Raw genomic sequence first — 20,815 nt, 5'->3', positions numbered from 1 at the left:
TGAATAGACATCGCGGTTCAGCGGCCCCCGGGTCTTTGACGCGTCCAAACCGCACCTGGATCCAGTGCGGCCTGCTTAACTGAGGGTATCCCGGTGATAAGCGATGGCGGGTTCGCGCCGGCGGCAGCATTGCGACGCGCATTTTCATCGCCTCCTTGCTAGAGTCGTGACAAAGCCGCGACCAAGGAGGGCATGACCAGATGCTTCACGAGAACAACGCACTTGGGCTGTTCCTGTATGCCTGGGGCTACAAAGACGCTGAGGTTGGTCGGGTCGGCGCACGGTTGCTCGCAACAGCACAATCTTTCCTTGACCACCTCATCGGTGATTTGATCGGTCAGGGAGAGGAAGGTCGATGGTTTCTGATGGAGTTCAAGCGTGAAAGGCGCGGGTTCTTCGAGGAGGCCCATAAGAAGCCGGCTCGAAAAAATCTGATGGATGCACTATGGGCCAATCATGATCTCGCCGAGCTGTCTGCCTATGCCCACTTTGCGTGCTGGTTACAAGGTGACGACATTACAATCCAACAGTACGTGGTGGCCACTGACGATGCTCGAGTAGACGGTTATCCGCCCCACAGGATGCCCTTTGTCAGGGGCTCACTGGGCTTTGTCCGGGCGTACGAGTATCTCACCGAAGCCGATTCGACTCCTTTCCCGCACAGATCCGAAGACCTTTTCTCGCACGGAACAGGTGTAACCGGCGAGGGCATGCGGAAGTATCTGGCGGCGGTGCTTGCCGCGCACGATCACAACGTGGACCCCGGCGTAGAAGTCAACGCACTGTTGGGCTTTACTCCGAGCTCGGGTAAGCCCGTCGTCTTGGTGCCCACAAACTTTGGCGGCCTTCTAGAGGCTTTTGAGCGTGCCCTGCGGACTTCAGCTGCGGCTACAGGACATGAGCTTTCGAAGAGTCAGGCATCCGAGTCAAGTGAGGGTTAGACCGCAGCCCATGCCAGCGGCGCGGTGAGCAAGGTTACGGAGGCGAGGGAATCCAAGTTCAGCATCATGCACAGGCGCCCTGTGGGTATCTACCTCGGATTGCTGGCAAAGTGGCTAAGGGAGTTCTGGCCAGTGACTGATGGCAGTGTCCAGATTCGCAATCCGCAACAGTCTGCTTGCCTAGCGTGTCTTACTCGCCCCCAAGCAGACACCGCTGCTCATCAGGCACCAACCCATTGAAGCGCCCAAACCGCGCCTCAACCCACGAAGGCCCCGCGCTTTCCACCAGCAACCGCCCCTGGCTCTGGTGCAGATCCAGCCAGCGCTCGAAGTTGCTGCGCAGGCGCTCAATATCCGGTGCCCGCCACCGTGCATCGGCAGGCATCCGGATCAGCACGCGCGAGGGCGCGTTCTCTACGTCCATCACCACAACGCCCTTGCACCGGATCTCGAAGGACGTTGCCCCGGCATGGCGCGCGTGCAGTTCAAAGCCCTCGTATGCCTTCGCGGTAACGAAGCCGAGCGCATCACCGTGCAGCTGGCGGTAATCGGCCGGTCGTAGCTTCTGGTAGGCCCACACCTGATCGCCCGCTGGCTCGGGCCACTCCACCCACATCGCGCCAATCACCGCGATGCACACCACCGCAGCGGCCAGGCCGTGCATCTTCATTCGTCACCCCCGCACACAGGCAGAAAACCCATCGCCATAAGCGCGCTCAGTCCTTGGGTCGCATCCGCTCGTGGATGAAGGCGGTCAGCGCCAGATCGGCCATCACCAGCCCCTCCATCACCCGGTCGCCCACGTACTGCTCTGGTTCGCCGTTCTGGCGCGTGCGCTCGGCCGCCAGCAGGATCTCCTGCACGATGCGCTGGCCGGTAAGTGCGCAGTCAGCGTCGGACAACGCCATCTGCCGGCTGCGTAGATGGTGCCGCTCGGGCCAGGGCTGGCCGTCGGCCGCAGCGCCCGCGCCGATGGCGTGCAGGATGGCGATGAGGCTGTTGGGGGCCAGGGCCGGAGCGGCCGAGGGCGCTTCCTGGATGGGGCGCGGGGGCGGGGAGTGTGGCGTGGTCATGGCGGGCTCCGTGCATGCAGGCGGACGCCGCCACCGATAAAGGTGGCGGGCAGAGCGTGGCTCGAAAACCGGTGTGTGATGATCGCCGGTGGGCACGAGGCCCCCACGCCCCGCCCGCCATAGCCGGCAGACGGATTGCCAGCCGGCACCACGCAAGGTGATGCCGGCTGGCAAGCGCAAACTTCATCACAACAACGGGTTTTCGAGTCCCGGCCACCGATGCACGGTGGCGCAGTAACGATTACCTGCTGTTGTGCGGAATGCCAACGGGTAGGGGTCAATGCCGCCAAAACCCGAGACGCTTTTGGCATTGTCGCATAGCGCCGGAAGCGGCGAGAGCCTTGGCCTGCTAGGCGGAACGGCACTTCTGGAACGGAGTCGTCAGAACCTTCCGTCAGAGATGTGAGGTGCGGCAAATGCGACAGCACTCGCCCATCGGGCATGTGTGATCGCTCATGCAACCGAACCGCTGCGACACCGGCTGGATGGTTTAAATGACTTCCTGCCTATTGAACCTACCGAGTGCCGCGCGCAATCTGACTACTGCTGTAGTCACTCACGATCGTCCTGCCCGCAGTAGGAAGGTTCTGCAGCGTTCGTCTGGATTCCACCCACTGGCGCAGGCCAAACAAGGACCACCGTACGTGTCACGCCGCAGCCGACTGCTTCTCTGCGCGGGTCTGGTCCCGCTTCCATGGTTCCTGTTCTGGACCAGCGTTGCCGCCGTGTTCGCGCCGGGCTACAACCCGCTTGCACAGCACGCCAGCGAGCTGCTGCAGGCGCCGACGCTCGCAAGCATCTGCGGCAGGATCGCCGCCATCGGCTCCGGTGTCGGCTTCGTGACGTTCTCCATCGGGGTATGGCGGGAGTCCGGCCGCCGGATTGCCGTAGGTGCAATCTGCTGGTTGGTCTTTGGCATCTCGATGCTGACCAAAGGGCTCTGGCCCATGGGCCATCCGATGCACGGTTTCTACACCATCGGTATCGCAAACATCATTGCACCGGCGATGTCGCACATCGAATTGAGCGCGTGGTCTTCCAACCGAAGGGCGTACGCCGTGACCGCTTTGGTGAGCATCGCGGGCATCGTCTATCTCTGGTTGAACGTGGTGGGCGCGGACCCGGACGGCTTCAGAGGGCTGACCCAGCGGCTGTTCTCGTCGATCAACTCGCTGTGGCCATTCCTGGTTGCGCTATATCTGGTGCGCCGCGGTTCAAGCGCGCTATGGACGCAGCCAGCGCATTGATGGAAGGATATGCAGACACATGGGCGACGACTGAGGGCGTGGAGTTGAGAAAGGGATGAGGATTTTTCGCCGCCAGCTGATCTACGTCCAAGTACACCAGGACCATTTCATTGCGCGCTTGGTCGGTGGAGACAGAACCATTCGTCGCCAGTGTCACGCGCTTGGCAATCGCGCGGGTCCGATCAAGGACTTCTCCATTCTCCGGCCCCAGCTCAAGGCGATCTTCTCGGAACTCATGCCTGGGTTCTCTTTCGTCAAGCCGTGGGGGATTCTGCACTTTGATCCGGTTGAGTACCCGGTTACAAAGGAGGAACTGGCGGGGTTCCAGAAGGCTGCCATGCAAGGTGGTGTGAGCTTCTGCTTTCTCTCCACGTGGGAGCAGCGGCATGAAGACAAGGATTTGCTGGAGATGTTCAAGTAGGGACCGGCACGAAAATTATTTGAGGGCAAGACCGCTTCGTGATTGGGCCTGGTGAAGATATTGCGAGCGTCCGCTTCTGGCCGGAAGCGGACATGGGAAGTTCGTTCTCCAGAGTGGTGAATCCATTCGATGCCACTCCGTGAAGCCCTAGGTGCTTGTCTCCTCTGCACGCGCCCTGGACGGTGACGTGCCAGGGCGCTTGATGCCTATCAGACGACCGAGTGGCGGGCCTTCAGCCCGCTCAGGGCCAACGCACTCAGTGCACGGGTTGGGGCGGCGCACGCGTCAGCGTGGATCGTCACCGGGTAGCCCACTGCCTCCGGTGAAAGGGCTGTGTGAGTGACGCAATGCTGGGTCATCATGCCGACCAGATCGATGGTGTCCACCTTGTACTGCCGGAGCAGCTCGGCGAGGTTGGTTCGCAGAAAGCTATCCGCCTCATGCTTGACCACCAAAGGGGAGTTCCGCATCGCCGATTGAATGGACGGATGCAGATCGGCGCCGACGCTGCCGGTCTCGAAGAAGGGCGCGCCAGCGGGTGCCTGATGCTGTACTACCACGACCAGATCGTTGTTGTCGTGCGCGGTCTGGATCAGTACCAGCGCGTTCTGGAGTGCTTCCTCTGCGCCTTCCAGCGGGAAGCGGCCGCCAGCAAAGTAGTCATTCTGGATATCAATCACAACAAGCGCTTTCATACATCCTCCTTTAGAAGTCGATGACTTCGCCATCCTGCGGAATGACGACACTGCTCTCGATGCCATTTTCGATGACGTAGTCCTGCAGGTCATAGCGGCTGACGCTCATGTGATTGACCGCATCCATGTGCACCGCCACGATCTTGGCGTTGGGAGACATCTGGTGAACGCGCAACGTATCTTCCTTGCCCATGATGATGCCGGTATTAAATCCATCGAGCCGCGCATCGCCCGTGTTGAGAACCACCACGTCAGGCTTGAAGGCCTCCAGCGTGCTGCGGACCTCGGCTTCCCAGACGGTATCGCCGGCAACATACACCGTCTTCAAACCCGCCTGCTGGAAAACAAAGCCCATGGTTGCACCGAGCCGCTTGGCCACGTCGGGAATGGCGTACATCTCCTCCGAGCCGTGACGGGCGCCGGCCTTGCTGATCCTGACGCCGTTGAATGCGGTGTTGGCGCCAAGAATTCGAACATCCTTGAAGCCCTGCTTGCGCAGCAGGGCCGCATCCGCTTCGTCCTGGACGAACATGGGCAGCGACTTGGGGATTTCCTTCTGGGCAGCATCATCCCAGTGGTCGAGGTGGGTGTGGCTGACCAGCACTGCGTCGACACCGGCCAGCACGGACTCAACGGATTCCGGAAGCTCCACGAGCGGGTTGCGCAGGTGGCTGCGGTAAGTGCCGGCAAAACCCGGGTAGGTTCCCTTGCGTGCAAGCATCGGATCGACCAGGAAGACCTGGCCGCCATACGTCACCTTGATGGTGGCATTGCGGATCTGCTGGATCGAGACCTTGGGGCTGGCCTCGGCACCGAATGCGTGGAGTGGGGCACCCATGGCCAGCATCAGGCCCAGTGCGACGGGAAGTGGCTTGCTCATTGAAGTTCCTTGAAGGCTTATGTGATGGGGAAAGTGTGGGCGTGGCGCCTTCCGTGAGATACTGGCCCATATGTCAAATAGCGATGGGATCGGGCCACAATGACCATCCACTCAGACTCTGTTCGTACGACCGAGGTCGTCCTGCTGGCACAGCCGGGCGTCAGCGCGTTTCACCTGTCGGTCCCGCTGGCGATCTTCGGCATGTGTTTTGAGGGGCGAACAGAGTTCCGGGTGCGGGTCGCCGTTGAGGGCAGCGGCGGGCCGACTTCGCACTGCTTGATGATCAGGGGGGACGGCGGACTGGAGCTCCTCGACGAGGCCGACGTCGTTGTGATCGCAGGTTGGCCGGAGCTGGGGCAGGCGCCCGCCGAGGCGCTTCAGCATGGACTGCGCGCCGCCCATGAGCGCGGCGCATACGTCGTTGGCCTCTGCTATGGCACCTACGCACTGGCCTATTCAGGCCTTCTGGATGGAAAGCGCGCCGCGACCCACTGGGCAGGTGAATCTGACTTCCAGGGTAGATTCCCAAACGTAAAGCTGGACGTGGACGCACTCTATGTAGACGAGGACAGGCTCGTCACTTCGGCCGGCACCGGCGCAGGACTGGACTGCTGCATCTACCTGGTGCGAAAGCTCTATGGATCGAAAGAGGCCAATCGCGTGGCGCGGGTGATGGTGCTGCCGCCGCACCGGGAGGGTGGGCAGGCCCAGTACATTGATCAACCCGTCCCAGACAACTCGCGGGATGCCGCCCTCAGTAGTCTGATGGACGAGGTCCGGCGCAACCTCGGTGACGATCATTCCATCGACAGTCTGGCGTCAAAAGTGGCGATGAGCCGGAGAACCTTCACTCGCAGGTTTGCAAAGGTCACCGGCATGACCGTTGGTGACTGGGTTCAGGCGGAACGACTTCGCCGTGCGAAGGAGCTGCTTGAGAGTTCAGCGCTGGCGATCGATGTGGTGGCGGAGAAGGCCGGATTTCAGAGCGCGGTTTCATTTCGTCAGAGTTTCAAGCGGGCAATGCACGTGAGTCCCTCGGATTGGAGAAAGACTTTCGGGCAGTGACGCGCTCAGATGAAGGAGCACTGGATTCGTCTCAGTTGACAGTAGACGGAGCTACGCCAGATCGAGCTCTTCCAGGCACGGGCGCACGCTTCCCGGACGTCCGCTTCTGGCCGGAAGCGGACATTGGCTCGCGCAGGGCATTTCCTGTTGATCAGTGGCCAGCCAGCAACCCGTAGCGGACTTGGCCGTGTGCCTTGAACGTGGATCTGGCGGGGCCCCTGATCCCATGCGTTGGTCCGGCCATGCGCCGGCTTGATGGCTGAACTCGGCCGCTCTAGCATCGCGCTGTATCAGGGGAGCGGCCCAACCATGTGGCGATGCAGGATGAACGCTTGTGTGAGACTGGTCTTGTTCACGAGCATGGCGCTATGCCTTCTGGCTTGCACCAATCCCGGTGGCACCGCCAGCGATGTGATCGCTGGGAGCAGAAGCGAAAGCTACGGCCCCGAATCCGCAGCACAGATGGAAGCCAAGGCCCGCTCTGGCGATGGGCACGCTCAGGCGTTGGCGGAAAATCACTACCGCGAGATGGGCGATGCAGCCCTCTACAGGCAATGGATGGAGGAGGGGGTTTCGAGAGGAGATCCTGCGGCGATGCAGCGCCTCGCTTCCCATCTCATTTCCTTGGGGGGAAGCGAGAATTGCCGCCGGGCTGAGGTGATGCTGGTGCGCGCGCGCGGGCTTGTGACGGACGACGACGCGTCATTCCTTGGAGCGCTCGACTCCACGATGCGACGGCTGAAGGGCGAGCTACCGGGTAGCACGCCCTGCAAGTAACGGCCGCGGGGAAGCGCTGATCTTCCTCCTTATCAGTATCAGTTGATGATCTCCCCACTCCCCGAAGCAACAAACGCCCTCAACTGCCGAACGAATTCCGCGTCATACAGCTCCCACTCCACAATCTCCCCAACCACACGCAACGGCTGCGCACTCCGATACGACCGCGTCGGGTTCCCGGGAAACTTCTTGTTGGTCACGTTCGGGTCGTCTTCAAACGGCCCGGTCGGCTCCACCACATACACGCGCGGCCGCCCCTCACCTTTGGCCATCTCCGCAGCCAGCCCGGCGCCCTTGGCAATCGTGGTGAAGTAGATGTGGTTCATCACCACGCTGTGGCGATAGTTGGAGCGGAAGCCCGCACTCAGCAACTCGCCCACCGCCAGATCAGCGCGGGTGCCGTGGTAGAACGGCCCGGCAACCTGGTGGCAGGTGTCATGCGAAACGGGTGTCCATTCGGTGTCCTGCGCCATCGGCACTGCCCCTGCGTGTCCTGCCGGATCGACAGGCCGGCGAGTCTAGGGCGCCCGGTGGGCCTTGCTGCAAGGCCCCATTCGGGAAATACTCTGTAGTGGGAGGCGCGGTGCGCCTCCTTTTCTATTCTGCGGCGCCGCGCCCTTCAAGTTCGCGCACGGCGGTTTCCAGCGCATCCAGCTTCTCGCGGGTTTTCAGCAGCACGGCGCGCTGCACTTCGAACTCCTCGCGGGTGACCAGGTCGAGCTTGGCCAGGCCGGCCTGCAGCGCGCTCTTGAAGGTGGCCTGCAGTTCCTCGCGCGATTCGCGCAGGCCCGGCGGCACCAGGTCGCTGAGGCGACGGGCGAGGTCATCGATTTGGTTCAGGTCGATCATGGGGTGCTCCGTGGGGGTGGGCCCGTGCATCCGGCGCGGGCAGGCCATTCGGGCACAAGGATACTGCTGGCACCCATCGCCCGGACAGGTCGCAGCGGCTTCGCACGGGCCGCGTTCAGGCGCTATCCTCCACGCCGGAAGACAGGAGATAGACGATGAAGATGGTCATGGCGGTGATCAAGCCGTTCAAGCTCGACGACGTGCGCGAAGCGCTGGCCGAGCGTGGGGTCACTGGGATCACGGTGACGGAAGTGAAGGGCTTTGGTCGCCAGAAGGGCCATACCGAGCTGTACCGTGGCGCCGAGTATGTGGTCGATTTCCTGCCGAAGGTGAAGCTGGAAGTGGCGGTGACCGATGACCAGGTTGAGGCCGTGGTTGAGGCGATCGTGAAGGCCGCCGGCACCGGGAAGATTGGTGACGGCAAGGTGTTCGTGTACGACCTGGGCAGCGTGGTGCGTATTCGTACCGGTGAGCTGGACGCGGACGCGCTGTAACCCGTTTGGCGGGATGTTGTAGAGCCGAGCCGATGCTCGGCTGCATTTCGCGCGATGCAGGAACAGCAGCCGAGCGTGGGCTCGGCTCTACAATGAGCGGCAAAGCGGTCGAGCAAGCTCGACTCTACGACCGGAATCGGGCGGCGCGAACACCCGTGTTCGACGAAGTGCCCTCCCAGTGTGATCAACCCGGCGGAATGAGGGGGGACGACCGCCACTCCGGTAGACCGAGCGCGCGGCGGGTGCGCGTCACGGTGGCGGCGATCTCTGCCTCGAAGCCGCCATCACGTTGCAGCAGCGGCATGAGTTCGGCACAGCGTTGCTTCAGCACATCGACCCATGGCGCTGGGTGGGTCTCCGTAGCGGCCAGTGCCAAGTGCCTGCGACCCTCGTCGTAAGCGCCCGCCAGCCCGGCAGTGATGCCCGCATGGATGTGTTCGCGGATGCCCGGTTTGGGGTGGCGGCTCATCAATGCACGCACATGCCCCGGGGTGGGGAAACGGTCACGCAGGGCCAGTACCTCGGCGGCTGCCTGCTCAGCCAGTGCCTGTGCGGCCGAGGCAAACTCGGCGGTTTCGGTGAAGCGTTCGAATCCGGCAACGCGGCCGCCCACGTCGAAGGACAGGTAGTCCTTTTCTTCCCAGAGCCAGCAGGCGCCGACATTGAGGTAGCTGCCCCTGTCCCATGCCGAAGGCTGGAACTCGACCACTCCGACCCACCAGCCCTGGTCGTCAAGCCAGGTGCGCGAACGGCCCTTTTGCACGCAGCCCAAGGGGCGCAGTATGGATCTTGCGGCTGCAGTCAGCAGGCGGGTGTGTTCAGGTGTCGGCATCCCCAGCGTCCTTGCGAGTGGCGTGCCGACGAGTATCGCAGAGCAAATCGGGCGTGTGACCCCGGGCAAATGCAGGGGCAAACGGCAGTCGCGCAAGCAATGCAGGGGCGAACAGCGCTTAACGACGCTTCGCCCACTTATAGAACCGCTTCCAGCCCTGCCGCACGGCGGCGACCCAGCCCGGGTCGGCCACCAGTGCGGCCTGCGCGGCACTCGGCGCCTGGCCGGTCACGCGCTGGCGGATCTTCAGCAGGTTCTTCATGTCGCTGCGGCGCATCTGCCGGCTCAGTGGGTTGCGGCGTAGCCAGCGCGGGGCGCGCCAGGCGGAGGTGAAGTCCAGCAGTACCGGCACGCCGCCACTGACCACCACGTTGGTGCCATGCAGGTCGTTGTGGGTGATGCCGGCGGCATGCAGGCGGCTGAGCGCGTGCTGTAGCTGCTCGAACACCTCATTGCCGACGGCCTGTGCGCTGCTGAGCGTCTGGCCGGGAATGAATTCCATGCCCAGTGCCAGGCCGCCCAGGGTGCCGAGCAGCGCGGGAGCATGCTTCCAGCCGCCCAGGCGCTGCAGAATGCGTGCTTCACGGCGCACCATCAGCCGCGCGATCAGCGAAACGGGAGTGCCGCGATAGCGGGAATAGTCCTTGATGACCGCCTCGCGCCCGTCCAGGCAGGTGCGGTAGACGTCGGGGGCCAGGAAACGCTCGCCGCGCTTGAGCAGCAGCGGGGAGGCGGCGTCATTGCCGCAGGAGGAGGGGGGCAGGGCAGGAAGATACATGTCGGGGTCTCGGACGACCCGGTGGGTGGCGCAAAGCGTCAAGCGAACCGGTGTTACAGGGAGTTACTAAGTTTTCGTTAATTTTAGTACTCGCCAGTTCGCTATTCCACGATTTGTCGGAGAAATGTCGGGGTCGTGGCTGGAACAGTTCGTCACGCAGAATCGGACAATTCTGTCTCACTTATAAGGCTTGCCTTGTTGAATCAAGGGGTTGGGCGCGCTCCCGGCCCATTCATCGGCGCCGCGCTGAACGCGACGCACGTCCGGCTTGACCCCGGCGCACGGCCTGCCGACCATAAGCTGTTAACCCGCGACATCGGCGGCCGCCCCCCTCCGGCACGTCCCCGTCCCCTGCCGCGTTCCCAACCGGTGCTGGCCGCCTGGCCGTGCATCGCCCCGTTTCCCGTTCCGGCCGCGGCTGGAGGAAAGTGCTTTGATCATCAAAATCGTCATTGCAGCGCTGTTCGTGGCCTGCGTGCTGTACATCCACTTCCGTGGCAAGGTCCGCGCGCGCTGGTCGCGCCAGCTGCTGGACCACTCCAGTTTCATGGCCCCGATCAACGTGGTCATGTACATGTTCTCGAAGGTGCCGACCACGCCGTTCCTGGACCCAGCCAAGGAGTTCCCGCAGCTGGAGCCGCTGCGCCAGAACTGGCAGATGATCCGCGACGAGGCGCTGGCGCTGCGCGATGCGCAGAAGATCGCCGCCTCCAGCACGTTCAACGATGCCGGCTTCAATTCGTTCTTCCGTCGTGGCTGGAAGCGCTTCTACCTGAAGTGGTATGGCCCGTCGCACCCGTCGGCGAAGGCGATGTGCCCCAAGACCACCGCGCTGCTGGAGTCGCTGCCGGACGTGCGCGCGGCGATGTTCGCGCAGCTGCCGTCGGGCAGCGAACTGCGCCCGCACCGCGACCCGTTCGCCGGTTCGCTGCGCCTGCACCTGGGCCTGGCCACGCCCAACAACGACGGGTGCTACATCGAAGTGGACGGCATCAAGAAGAGCTGGCGCGATGGTGAGTGGATGATGTTCGACGAGACCTACATCCACCACGCGCACAACGAGACGCCGGATGATCGCGTGATCCTGTTCTGCGACATCGCCCGCCCGCTGCGCTTCGGCCTGCCGGGGCTGTTCAATCGTGCAGTGGCGGCCACGCTGCTGGCCGGTGGTGCCTCGCCGAACCTGCCGGGTGACCCGACCGGTGGCGTCAACAAGGCCTTCGGCAGCGTCTACAAGGTGCGCCTGAAGGCCAAGGCACTGCGCGAGCGCAGCGTGGTTGCCTACCAGCTGATCAAGTGGGGCCTGGTGGTGGCGGTGATTGCGGGTATCTGGGCGCTTTGAGCGAACCGCCGCCGGGCATGGCCCGGCGCTACCGGAATCCGCGGGGAAGTTGTAGAGCCGAGCCTGTGCTCGGCTGGGTTTGCCGCAACCTGTCCGAAGAGCAGCCGAGCATGGGCTCGGCTCTACAGAATGCAAAAACCCGCGCTGTCGCCAGCGCGGGTTTTCTTTTGGGTGGGTGCCAACCTTGGTTGGCACGCTTTCCGATCAGCCCTTCAGCGCCGCCTGCACGAACGGCGGGGTCACCAGCACGCCGGTGTGCAGCGCGGCGGTGTAGTACAGGGTGTTGAAGGTCTTGGCGGCCGAGTCGGCCTGGCGGAAGTCGAAGCTGCTGTCGCCCTTGCGCGCCATGGTCACGCTCCACCAGCCGGTGGGGTAGCACGGCTGCGGGAACGGCAGGGTCTTGAACGAGCCGAAGCCGGCCTTGCCCATCTCGGTGCGCATCTCGTTGATCAGGTCCAGCTGCATCAGCGGCGATTCGGACTGCTGCACCAGGATGCCGTCGTCCTTCAGGGCCTTGAAGCAGCTCTCGTAGAAGGCCTTGTTGAACAGGCCTTCGCCCGGGCCGACCGGGTCGGTCGAATCGACGATCACCACGTCCACGCTGCCCGCCGGGCAGTTGGCCATGTAGGCCACGCCGTCGTCGAACAGCAGCTCGGCGCGGGCGTCGTCGTTGGAGTCGCACAGTTCCGGGAAGTGCTTGCGCGCCATCACGGTGACCTGCTCGTCGATATCGCACTGGGTCACGCTCTCCACGCCGGTGTGCTTGAGCACTTCGCGCAGGGTGCCGCAGTCGCCGCCACCGATGATCACCACGCGCTTGGGCGCGGCGTGGGTGAACAGCACCGGGTGGCTGATCATCTCGTGGTAGAAGAAGTTGTCCTTGCTGGTCAGCATGATGGCCCCATCGATGGTCATCAGGTTGCCCCAGTCGGTGGTCTGGAAGATCTCGATCTTCTGGAACGGCGACTGCACCTCGTCCAGCTTGCCGGTGATGCGGTAGCCGATGGCCGAGCCGGTGCGCTCGAAGTGTTCGATGTACCAGTTGTTGCTGTCAGTCATTGGAAAACAGTCCTGTTCGGAGGGGTGGAGCCGGGCTGGCGGGCGGGGCCGCGTGGCACAGATGCCACATCCGGACGGATCGGCCCGTTCAGGTTGGAACCTGTCACGGGCGCGGGCGCGCATGATAACGAACCTGTGGGCATATAGGCGTTATCATGCCCCCCCTTTTATTGCCAACAAGGCCGACTGAAATGACCGATTGGTCCCTCGACCAAGCCCGCAAGACCTACTCGATCCCGCATTGGGCGGACGGTTACTTCGACGTGGATCAGGCCGGGCACATGGTGGTGAGACCGACCGGGGCGGACGGCCCGGTGGTATCGCTGCCCAAGGTGGTGGACGCGGCCCGTGCGGCCGGCGCCAAGCTGCCGCTGCTGGTGCGCTTCCCGGACATCCTCGGCCAGCGCCTGGGCAAGCTGCAGGCGGCCTTCGGCCAGGCCCAGCAGGACTGGGAGTACAGCGGCGGCTACACCGCCGTGTACCCGATCAAGGTCAACCAGACCCGCGGCGTGGCCGGCACCCTGGCCAGCCACCACGGCGAGGGCTTCGGCCTGGAAGCGGGCAGCAAGCCCGAGCTGATGGCCGTGCTGGCGCTGTCGCGCCCCGGTGGCCTGATCGTCTGCAACGGCTACAAGGACCGCGAGTACATCCGCCTGGCCCTGATCGGCCGCAAGCTGGGCCTGCAGACCTTCATCGTCATCGAGAAGCCGTCCGAGCTGAAGCTGGTGCTGGAAGAGTCCAAGGCGCTGGACGTGAAGCCGGGCCTGGGCGTGCGCATGCGCCTGGCCTCGCTGGGCGCCGGCAAGTGGCAGAACAGCGGTGGCGACAAGGCCAAGTTCGGCCTGTCGCCGCGCCAGCTGCTGGACCTGTGGAAGTCGCTGCGTGACACCGAGTACGCCGACTGCCTGAACCTGCTGCACTTCCACATGGGCTCGCAGATCTCCAACGTACGCGACATCGCCAATGGCATGCGCGAAGCGACCCGCTACTTCGTGGAGCTGTCGCGCCTGGGCGCGAAGATCACCCACGTCGATGTGGGCGGTGGCCTGGGCGTGGATTACGAAGGCACCCGTTCGCGCAGCTTCTGCTCGATCAACTACGGCCTGCATTCCTATGCCAGCAACATCGTGCAGCCGCTGGCCAATGCCTGCGAAGAGTTCGGCCTGACCCCGCCGCGCATCGTCACCGAGTGCGGCCGCGCGATGACCGCGCACCACGCGGTGCTGATCGCCAATGTCTCGGAAGTGGAGGAGGCGCAGGAAGGCCGCGTGCCGGACCAGCACGACGACGAGCCGGCGGCGATCCGCCACCTGCGCGAGATCCACGACGAGCTGGACGTGCGCCCGGCGGTGGAGCTGTTCCAGGAAGCACAGCATTTCCACGCCGAAGGCCTGGCCAGCTACGCGCTGGGCCAGATCGACCTGCCGCAGCGTGCGCGCATCGACGATCTGTTCTACGCCATCGCCCACGGCGTGCGTGCGCGCCTGAGCTACGACGAGAAGAGCCATCGCCCGGTGCTGGACGAACTGAACGAGCGCCTGGTCGACAAGTACTTCGTCAACTTCAGCGTGTTCGAATCGATCCCGGACGTGTGGGCGATAGACCAGGTGTTCCCGATCGTGCCGATCGAGCGCCTGGACGAAACCCCGGACCGTCGCGGCATCATCGCCGACATGACCTGCGACTCGGACGGCATGGTGGAAACCTATGTCGAGAACGAGAGCCTGGACAGCTCGCTGCCGCTGCACAAGATGAAGCCGGGCGAGAGCTACCGCATCGGCTTCTTCATGGTCGGCGCCTACCAGGAAATCCTGGGCGACATCCACAACCTGTTCGGCGATACCGACGCGGTGGAAGTGCTGGCCGATGCCGATGGTTATGCCATCACCCAGCAGCGCCGCGGCGACACCACCGACGTGATGCTGGATTACGTGGGTTACCGCCTGGACGAGCTGCGCGCCACCTATGCGCAGCGCGTGGCCGAGGCGCAACTGTCGCCGGAACGCGCGCAGGAGTTGTCGGAGGCGCTGGAGGCCGGCCTGACCGGTTACACCTACCTGTCCGACGAACCGCTGGTCTGAGGTCAACGGGAACGCCGGGCATGGCCCGGCGCTACCGGCCCCGATGAGCGCGCGCGCGATCTTCCACCTGTTCCTGCATGCCGCCGTGCCAGCGCTGCTGGCATGGCTGTTCTGGCGCAAGCGCTTCGCCTCGGCCTGGCTGCTGATGCTGCTGGGGTGGATCATCGACCTGGACCACCTGCTGGCCGATCCGATCTATGCACCGAACCGCTGCAGCATCGGGTTCCACCCGCTGCACACCGCACCGGCCATCGCGGTCTATGCCGGGCTGTGCGTGCCGAAGAAGACGCGGTTGGTAGGCATCGGTTTGATCATCCACATCGTGCTGGACGCGATTGACTGCTGGTGGATGCATCACCGGTGATGCTGGGTGCGTGTCGACCAAGGCCGACACCTACCGGGGGCGCGTGAACCGGTAGCGCCGGGCCATGCCCGGCGAGCGCAGCGGCGCTTTACGCCACCGGCAACCACAACGTTGCGCGCAGGCCCGGCTGCGCATTCTCCAGCGCCACGCGTCCACCATAACTGGCGGCGATATCACCTATGATCGCCAGCCCCAGCCCACTGCTGCCCTCGCGCTCATCCAGCCGCACACCACGCTGGGTGACCCGCTCCAGCGCGTCGGCGGCCAGCCCGGGGCCGTCGTCGCGCACTTCGATGCGCAACTGCCCTTCGCTGGTTTCCGCTTCGACAGTGGCCTGCTGTTGCGCCCAGCGCCCGGCGTTGTCCAGCAGGTTGCCCAGCATCTCTTCCAGATCCGCACTGGCACCGGCGAACTGCAACGCCGGATCGATATCCGCGGCCGTGAACGCAATGCCACGTTCGCCATGCACGCGTTCCATCAGCCGGCACATCGACTGTGCGACTGCCAACACGTTGGTGCGCTGGCGATGGTCGGCGGCCAGCCCTGCGGCCAGGTAACGGTCGACACTGGCCTGCATGCGCGCACTCTGCTCGCGTACGGTGACGCGCCAGTCCGCGCCGTCGCCGTCGGCCTCAGTGGCCAGCACGCTCAGCGGGGTTTTCAGCGCATGCGCCAGATCCTGTGCACTGGTGCGAGCGCGCGCGACCATGCGTTGCTGATGCTCCAGCAGCGCGTTGAGCTCCTCGCCCAGCGGTGCGACCTCCGCACCCAGCCCCTGTGTATCGATGCGCTGCGCGTCGCCGCGCCGCACCCGTTCCAGCTGTGCACCGAGGCGATGCAATGGACGCAGGCCGAAGTGCACCTGGCTGGCCAGCACCGCCAGCCACGCCGCAACCAGTACGCCCAGGGCGATGGCGGTGCGCTTACGGAACGCGGCAACATCCGCATCCAGCGCGCTGCGGTCGGTGGCGACCACCGCCACGAACGGTTCGCTGGCGCGTGGCAGCCGAACCTGCTGCACGCGTGCACGCAGGGATTGCTGCAGCGGTCCGGGCAGATTGCGCGTAGCCGGCCCGGCAGCCGGCGCCGGCAGGGTTTCATCCCACAGCGAGCGCGACTGCAGCAGCACGCGGCCATCGGCGCCGGCGATCTGCCAATAGGCCCCGGAGAACACGCGCTGGAAGCGCGCGTCATTCGGTTCCTGGCGCAGCCGCAGCTGCCCCTCCGGGTCTACTTCGGCCTGCGCCAGCAGGGTCAGCATGTCCTGCTGCAGTTCGTGGTCGAGGCGGTCGCGCGCGCTGCGCTTGAACAGTTCGCCCAGCAGCGCACTGGCCAGCAGCGAGACCAGCAGCAGGCCGACGCCGCCCGCCAGCAGCAGGCGCCGCCGCAGTGAGGGTTGCCGGTTCATGGCGCGGCCAGCCGCCAGCCCTGGCCGCGCACGGTCTGGATCAGGTCGATGCCGAGCTTGCGGCGCACGCGTCCGAGCAGCACGTCCAGTGCATTGGAGTCCGGGTCGTGGCCGCCCTCGAACACCTGTTCGCCCAAGCGATCGCGACCGATCACCTGGCCGCTGTGATGGATGAAGTAGCTGAGCAGGCGGAACTCCTGCGGGCTAAGCGGCAGCGCCTGCCCATCCAGCTCGAAGCGGCCGGCGTTGACGTCCAGCTGCAGCGGGCCGCAGTGCAGGCGCGGGCTGGCGTGGCCATGGCTGCGGCGGATCAGGGCCCGCAGGCGCAGCACCAGTTCGTCGGCCTGGAAGGGTTTGGTGAGGTAATCGTCGGCACCGGCATCGAAGCCGGCCAGCTTGTCGTGCCAGCGCCCGCGTGCGGTCAGCACCAGCACCGGAAAGCTGCGGCCATTGCCGCGCCAGCGCTCGATCACGCTCAATCCGTCCAGCCCGGGCAGGCCCAGATCGACGATAGCCGCCTGCAGGTCTTCGATCTGGCCGATCTCCTCGGCCTGGCGACCGTCGGCAACCACGTGCACTACGTAACCCGCCTGTTCCAGCAGGGGAACCAGGCGCTGTGCCAGTGCGGCATCGTCTTCGGCCAACAGGATGCGCATCAGTCGTCGAGCTCCGTCTTCAGCAGCTTTCCGCTGCGCGCATCATAGTCCAGCTCCACCACTACGCCGTCGCCGCGCAGGATTTCCACTTCGTAGACGCCGTCGTCCAGTTCCACTTCCAGCAGCTGGCCCGGGTAGCGCTTGAGTGCATCGCGCACCACGCTTTCCAGCGGCACGTAGCGGCCCTGCTGCACAGCGCGGCGCGCGACCTGCTGCGCCGGGTCCTGGACGGGCGCGGCGGCGATCGGGGCGTTGGCCAGGGCCAGCAGCAGGGGCAGGGTGGAGAGCATCGGGGCGTGGGGAGGGCTGTAGGAACAGGCGTGAGTGTGCAGGTGGTGACTAACAGCTGGCTAACAGTGCCGGCTAAGGAGTTGTTAACCATGGGGTGCATCGTGGCGTTGCCGGAATGGTCCGGCCACGAACACGAACAGGAGAACCCCCATGTTGAAGTCGCTCACCCTCGCCACCGTCGTCGCCCTTGTGATTGCTCCCGCCGCACAGGCCGCACCGCTGGGCATGGCCCAGGTCGAACAGACCCTGCGCAAGGCCGGTTACACCCAGATCCACGAGATCGAACGCGATGACGGCCTGTGGGAAGCCGACGTGAGCCGCGCCAACGGTCGCTTCAGTGAGGTCTACGTGGACCCGAAGACCGGCGAGATCTTCGATGAGCACAGCAAGCGCGCACTGTTGACCACCGAGCAGGTGCTGGCCCGGGCGCAGGCGCATGGCCTGCGTGAGATCCATTCGCTGGAACGCGATGGTGCGACCTGGTCGCTGGAAGCGCGCAATGCCCGCAACCAGAAGGTGGAAGTGCGCCTGAGCGGTTATGACGGCCGCATCCTGCACAGCGAGCGCGATGGCTGGCTGGATTGATTCGCGTGCCGGTAGGTGCCGACCTTGGTCGGCATATGGAGAAGCGTGTCGACCAAGGTCGACACCCACCCGCACATGCGAGGTCGACACCCACCCGCACATGCCAGGTCAACACCCACCCGCACATGCCAGGTCGACACCCACCCGCACATGCAGCGGTAGCGGCCGACCTTGGTCGGCCCAGGCCCGGCGTGGGGCTTACCAGCCGTAGGGCGGCGGGTAATCCCAGCCCGGGCCGCGGCCGTAGTAGCCGCCATACGGGCCGAAGAAGCCCGGGCCCTTGCCTTCACTCACGTGGATGTTGAGGTTGACCCCGTGGGTCTTGCCTTCATCGGTGGTGTAGTTCTTGCTCAGGTTCAGCGTGGCCGCGTTGTAGTGGCTGTTGCCACCGTTCTTCGAATAGCCGATGCCGGTGGTGAAGCTGCCTGACACCTTGACCTTGTCGTCGGTCACGTCGGCGATCCTGGCGTCGTCATGCACGCGCGGGCCACTCTTGTCACCGTAATAGGTGCCGGGCGGGTCCTGCTGCAGGGCCGGGTCGTTGAGGTAGCGCATCGGCGCCTGCGGCAGCGTCAGGTCCAGGCCAGCGGCCTGCGGCGCGGTGGCGCCAGCGGCGGACTGGGCCAGCACGGTTCCCGGCAGGGCCAGGCACAGCAGCAGGGTCAGGGGGCGGATCATGACGGCGCTCCAGCGGACAGGTGGCCGCGCAACACGCGGCGGTACAGGCCGACGCTAGCAGGGGTTGCTTGAATGATGCCTGTCGGTGCCGGATTGGGGTAGAGCCGGGCCATTCCGGGCCGCGCGCTACAACCGGCCGAACCCGAACAGCCCCTCCAGCGCATGCTTGCGCCGCTCGATCCGGGCCCGCAGCACCTGGGCGCCGATCATCGAATAGGTGATGCCGTTGCCGCCGTAGGCCATGGCGAAATGCACCCGTGGGCCCCACTGCGCGTGGGGGCCGAAGAACGGCAGGCCGTCGGCAGTTTCGGCGAAGGTCCCGGCCCAGGAGAAGGCCGGCACCGGGTCCAGCCGTGGGAACCAGTGCAGCAGCTGTTTCATCAGCTTGTCGGCCTTGCGCTGTACGCGCCGGTCGCGGCGGGCCGGGATATCGATGGCGTCGTCCAGCCCACCCACCAGCAGGCGGCGGTCGCCGGTCGCACGCAGGTACAGGTAGGGGCGTGCGCTTTCCCACACCATCGTGTTGCGCAGGCGGCCGAGCACGTCCGCATCGATGGGATCGGTGATGAAAGCGTAGCTGCTGCGGTTGCGTGCGACGCGCTGCTGCAGCCATGCCTGGTTGGCGTAGCCCATCGCCAGCACGACGTGGCGGGCGTGGACCGTGGCACCACCTTCGGTGTCTGCGGTTACACCGCGCGCGCTGCGCGTGAGCGTGTGCAGCACCGTACGGTCATGCACATTGCCGCCGCGCCGGCGCACGCGTTGCAGCAGCGCATAGGTCAGGCGATAGGGATCGACCCGCGCCGCCTGGCGCGTGAGCAGGGCACCGCCGGCGTCCACGTCGAAGCGCTCCCGCAGTGCCTCCGGGCCCAGCCAGCGGGCATCCAGGCCGATGCCGCGCCGTGCGTCACCTTCGGCCATCAGGCGCGGCACGTCGCGATGGCGGCTGGCCAGGTACAGGCTGTCCATGCGCTGGAAATCCACGTCCTTCACCCCGCGCGCCACCTCGGCCAGTGCCGGGATTGCCTCCGCACAGGCCCGGTACGCCAGTGCAGCGGCGTCCTGCCCGTAGCGCTCGGTCAGTTCCAGCAGATGGGTATCGATCTCGTACTGCAGCAGCGCGGTGCTGGCAGCGGTGCTGCCCCAGCCGATGTCGCGCTGTTCGATCACTGCAACGTCGTGGCCGTGCCGGGACAGCTCGTCGGCGATCAGCGCACCGGTGATGCCGCCACCGACCACCAGCACGTCGCAGCGCAGGTCCTTTTCCAGCGGCGGGAACGCCTGGATCAGTCCGTTGCGTATGGCCCACCACGGGTAGCCACTTTTCAGGTCCATGAAGTGTGCTGCTCAGGCGGTCGGGTGGCCGGTATGCGGGGTCTGGATCAGTTCGGACAGATCGAAGCCCTGCAGGCGGGCTGCGGCCAGATAATGGTCCTGCACGGTCGCGTCCAGGCGCGGCTCGCGCGCCAGCAGCCACATGTACTTGCGATCCGGGCTGCCGACCAGCGAGACGCTGTAGTCCGGGGCGATCTGGATCACCCAGTAGTCGCCCTTGGCGAACGGCAGCCAGCGCAGGCCCTTGGGCAGGAAGCTCACTTCCAGGCGCGCGCTGTCGTTGTCGACGGCACAAGCCTCGCCGCTGGCTTCCTCGATCTCGCCGTCCATGCGGCAGCGGTTGGTGACGCCGACGTTGCCGTTGTCGAGCAGGGTGTAGTGCGCCGACACGTCGGTGCAGCCCTCTGGCTCGTGGCGCATGGGCAGGCGCGCGATCTCGTACCAGGTGCCCAGGTAGCGGGGCAGCTTGAGGTCGGCGACGGTCTTCAGCGGCGGATGGTCGGTCATCGGCGGTCGTGGCAGGGGGGGCCTCCACGATGCCGATGGCCTTGCCATGGGCGGGTGAAGCCGGGGCGATGGCCGTGTCCAGAACGTTCCGTCGCCCCTGCGGAGCGCCCGTTGTCACCGGCATGGCGGTATCCTGCCGCCAGCGCCGTGTTTTCCTGATCCAACCGAGGTGGAGGTGCCGATGTACCAGGTGATCCTGTTGAAGAGTGAATCCGCGTTCGCGCGCGAACAGTGGCCGCAGGTCGACGACCTGGTCGACTACGAGGGCGTGAGTTACAGCCTGCGCGCCGGCCCGCGGCAGCCGCTGCCGACCGACCACGACTGGCACCCGGTGGCGGTGTATGCGCCCGATGAGATCACCGAGGAAGAGTTCCAGGACTGGTACGCGCTGCAGCAGCCGATGGTGGAAGAGCTGCGCCTGAAGTACTGATGCGCGACGCTGGTGGGGTCGCCCATC

Annotated in this window: 26 protein-coding genes; 11 read left to right on the top strand and 15 right to left on the bottom strand. The window is 65.0% G+C overall.

Features of this window, described 5'->3' with window-relative positions:
* Positions 1-200 precede the first annotated feature (200 nt).
* Positions 201-941: a hypothetical protein gene (locus CCR98_RS19455; RefSeq protein ID WP_087923877.1), complete on the top strand. Its 741-nt coding sequence runs from the start codon at positions 201-203 to the stop codon at positions 939-941.
* A 190-nt stretch (positions 942-1,131) separates the two neighbouring features.
* Here the strand turns inward: CCR98_RS19455 and CCR98_RS19450 are convergent, their stop codons facing one another.
* Positions 1,132-1,611 carry a cold-shock protein gene (locus tag CCR98_RS19450; RefSeq protein WP_087923876.1) on the bottom strand — a complete coding sequence of 160 codons (480 nt, stop codon included), beginning with the start codon at positions 1,609-1,611 and terminating at the stop codon, positions 1,132-1,134.
* A 46-nt stretch (positions 1,612-1,657) separates the two neighbouring features.
* Positions 1,658-2,014: a hypothetical protein gene (locus CCR98_RS19445; protein ID WP_087923875.1), complete on the bottom strand. Its 357-nt coding sequence runs from the start codon at positions 2,012-2,014 to the stop codon at positions 1,658-1,660.
* Positions 2,015-2,658: 644 nt separating this feature from the next.
* On the opposite strand from CCR98_RS19445, the gene CCR98_RS19440 reads away from it, so the two are divergent.
* Together CCR98_RS19440 and CCR98_RS19435 are read left to right on the top strand one after the other, a co-directional pair.
* Positions 2,659-3,261, top strand: a complete 603-nt coding sequence (locus CCR98_RS19440) for a DUF998 domain-containing protein (RefSeq protein WP_087923874.1) — start codon at positions 2,659-2,661, stop codon at positions 3,259-3,261.
* 55 nt (positions 3,262-3,316) lie between these two features.
* The gene (locus tag CCR98_RS19435) at positions 3,317-3,682 is read left to right on the top strand and encodes a hypothetical protein (protein WP_087923873.1); all 366 of its coding nucleotides are present in this window, start codon (positions 3,317-3,319) and stop codon (positions 3,680-3,682) included.
* Positions 3,683-3,891: 209 nt separating this feature from the next.
* Here the strand turns inward: CCR98_RS19435 and CCR98_RS19430 are convergent, their stop codons facing one another.
* Together CCR98_RS19430 and CCR98_RS19425 are read right to left on the bottom strand one after the other, a co-directional pair.
* Positions 3,892-4,377, bottom strand: a complete 486-nt coding sequence (locus tag CCR98_RS19430) for an isochorismatase family protein (RefSeq protein WP_087923872.1) — start codon at positions 4,375-4,377, stop codon at positions 3,892-3,894.
* A gap of 10 nt (positions 4,378-4,387) precedes the next feature.
* Positions 4,388-5,257, bottom strand: coding sequence for an MBL fold metallo-hydrolase (locus CCR98_RS19425; RefSeq protein WP_087923871.1), 870 nt, complete (start codon positions 5,255-5,257; stop codon positions 4,388-4,390).
* 99 nt (positions 5,258-5,356) lie between these two features.
* On the opposite strand from CCR98_RS19425, the gene CCR98_RS19420 reads away from it, so the two are divergent.
* Positions 5,357-6,322, top strand: coding sequence for a helix-turn-helix domain-containing protein (locus tag CCR98_RS19420; RefSeq protein WP_087923870.1), 966 nt, complete (start codon positions 5,357-5,359; stop codon positions 6,320-6,322).
* A gap of 255 nt (positions 6,323-6,577) precedes the next feature.
* Positions 6,578-7,099, top strand: coding sequence for a hypothetical protein (locus tag CCR98_RS19415; RefSeq protein ID WP_087923869.1), 522 nt, complete (start codon positions 6,578-6,580; stop codon positions 7,097-7,099).
* Between the two features lie 38 nt (positions 7,100-7,137).
* Here CCR98_RS19415 and arr read toward each other — a convergent pair whose 3' ends face one another.
* Positions 7,138-7,572 carry an NAD(+)--rifampin ADP-ribosyltransferase gene (arr, locus tag CCR98_RS19410; protein WP_087923868.1) on the bottom strand — a complete coding sequence of 145 codons (435 nt, stop codon included), beginning with the start codon at positions 7,570-7,572 and terminating at the stop codon, positions 7,138-7,140.
* 124 nt (positions 7,573-7,696) lie between these two features.
* Positions 7,697-7,948, bottom strand: a complete 252-nt coding sequence (locus tag CCR98_RS19405; RefSeq protein ID WP_005411375.1) for an accessory factor UbiK family protein — start codon at positions 7,946-7,948, stop codon at positions 7,697-7,699.
* Between the two features lie 155 nt (positions 7,949-8,103).
* Between CCR98_RS19405 and CCR98_RS19400 the strand changes: the two genes are divergently transcribed.
* A complete protein-coding gene (locus CCR98_RS19400) occupies positions 8,104-8,442 on the top strand; it encodes a P-II family nitrogen regulator (protein ID WP_005411374.1) in 339 nt (112 codons plus the stop codon).
* A gap of 184 nt (positions 8,443-8,626) precedes the next feature.
* Here CCR98_RS19400 and CCR98_RS19395 read toward each other — a convergent pair whose 3' ends face one another.
* Together CCR98_RS19395 and CCR98_RS19390 are read right to left on the bottom strand one after the other, a co-directional pair.
* The gene (locus CCR98_RS19395; RefSeq protein WP_232463050.1) at positions 8,627-9,274 is read right to left on the bottom strand and encodes a hypothetical protein; all 648 of its coding nucleotides are present in this window, start codon (positions 9,272-9,274) and stop codon (positions 8,627-8,629) included.
* A gap of 118 nt (positions 9,275-9,392) precedes the next feature.
* Positions 9,393-10,052: an RIO1 family regulatory kinase/ATPase gene (locus CCR98_RS19390; RefSeq protein WP_087923867.1), complete on the bottom strand. Its 660-nt coding sequence runs from the start codon at positions 10,050-10,052 to the stop codon at positions 9,393-9,395.
* A 436-nt stretch (positions 10,053-10,488) separates the two neighbouring features.
* Here CCR98_RS19390 and CCR98_RS19385 point away from each other — a divergent pair, with 436 nt between their 5' ends.
* The gene (locus tag CCR98_RS19385; RefSeq protein WP_024957655.1) at positions 10,489-11,394 is read left to right on the top strand and encodes an aspartyl/asparaginyl beta-hydroxylase domain-containing protein; all 906 of its coding nucleotides are present in this window, start codon (positions 10,489-10,491) and stop codon (positions 11,392-11,394) included.
* Between the two features lie 204 nt (positions 11,395-11,598).
* Here the strand turns inward: CCR98_RS19385 and speE are convergent, their stop codons facing one another.
* Positions 11,599-12,453, bottom strand: coding sequence for a polyamine aminopropyltransferase (gene speE, locus CCR98_RS19380; RefSeq protein ID WP_049400802.1), 855 nt, complete (start codon positions 12,451-12,453; stop codon positions 11,599-11,601).
* Positions 12,454-12,644: 191 nt separating this feature from the next.
* Between speE and speA the strand changes: the two genes are divergently transcribed.
* A complete protein-coding gene (gene speA / locus CCR98_RS19375) occupies positions 12,645-14,534 on the top strand; it encodes an arginine decarboxylase (protein ID WP_012512349.1) in 1,890 nt (629 codons plus the stop codon).
* Positions 14,535-14,577: 43 nt separating this feature from the next.
* Entirely contained in the window at positions 14,578-14,898 is a 321-nt protein-coding gene (locus CCR98_RS19370) for a DUF6122 family protein (protein ID WP_049417052.1), read from the top strand.
* 88 nt (positions 14,899-14,986) lie between these two features.
* Here CCR98_RS19370 and CCR98_RS19365 read toward each other — a convergent pair whose 3' ends face one another.
* From CCR98_RS19365 to CCR98_RS19355, 3 genes are read right to left on the bottom strand one after another with little or no spacing between them, the layout of a single operon-like run.
* Positions 14,987-16,306, bottom strand: a complete 1,320-nt coding sequence (locus CCR98_RS19365) for a sensor histidine kinase (RefSeq protein ID WP_087923866.1) — start codon at positions 16,304-16,306, stop codon at positions 14,987-14,989.
* Entirely contained in the window at positions 16,303-16,962 is a 660-nt protein-coding gene (locus CCR98_RS19360) for a response regulator transcription factor (protein ID WP_087923865.1), read from the bottom strand. The genes CCR98_RS19365 and CCR98_RS19360 overlap by 4 nt, the downstream gene beginning before the upstream one ends.
* Entirely contained in the window at positions 16,962-17,252 is a 291-nt protein-coding gene (locus tag CCR98_RS19355) for a PepSY domain-containing protein (protein WP_065198236.1), read from the bottom strand. The genes CCR98_RS19360 and CCR98_RS19355 overlap by 1 nt, the downstream gene beginning before the upstream one ends.
* Positions 17,253-17,403: 151 nt before the next feature.
* On the opposite strand from CCR98_RS19355, the gene CCR98_RS19350 reads away from it, so the two are divergent.
* Positions 17,404-17,838, top strand: coding sequence for a PepSY domain-containing protein (locus tag CCR98_RS19350; RefSeq protein ID WP_087923864.1), 435 nt, complete (start codon positions 17,404-17,406; stop codon positions 17,836-17,838).
* A 198-nt stretch (positions 17,839-18,036) separates the two neighbouring features.
* On the opposite strand, the gene CCR98_RS19345 is transcribed toward CCR98_RS19350, so the two are convergent.
* The 3 genes from CCR98_RS19345 to CCR98_RS19335 form a co-directional block, all read right to left on the bottom strand.
* The gene (locus tag CCR98_RS19345; protein ID WP_087923863.1) at positions 18,037-18,516 is read right to left on the bottom strand and encodes a hypothetical protein; all 480 of its coding nucleotides are present in this window, start codon (positions 18,514-18,516) and stop codon (positions 18,037-18,039) included.
* Between the two features lie 126 nt (positions 18,517-18,642).
* Entirely contained in the window at positions 18,643-19,851 is a 1,209-nt protein-coding gene (locus CCR98_RS19340) for an FAD-dependent oxidoreductase (protein ID WP_087923862.1), read from the bottom strand.
* Between the two features lie 12 nt (positions 19,852-19,863).
* The gene (locus CCR98_RS19335; protein WP_087923861.1) at positions 19,864-20,358 is read right to left on the bottom strand and encodes a lipocalin family protein; all 495 of its coding nucleotides are present in this window, start codon (positions 20,356-20,358) and stop codon (positions 19,864-19,866) included.
* 181 nt (positions 20,359-20,539) lie between these two features.
* On the opposite strand from CCR98_RS19335, the gene CCR98_RS19330 reads away from it, so the two are divergent.
* A complete protein-coding gene (locus CCR98_RS19330; protein ID WP_087923860.1) occupies positions 20,540-20,788 on the top strand; it encodes a hypothetical protein in 249 nt (82 codons plus the stop codon).
* Positions 20,789-20,815 lie beyond the last annotated feature (27 nt).

Source organism: Stenotrophomonas sp. WZN-1 (assembly GCF_002192255.1).
Classification (GTDB): Bacteria; Pseudomonadota; Gammaproteobacteria; order Xanthomonadales; family Xanthomonadaceae; genus Stenotrophomonas.
The sequence above is the reverse complement of the archived record's forward strand: the minus strand, read 5'-3'. Positions and strand labels throughout refer to the sequence as shown.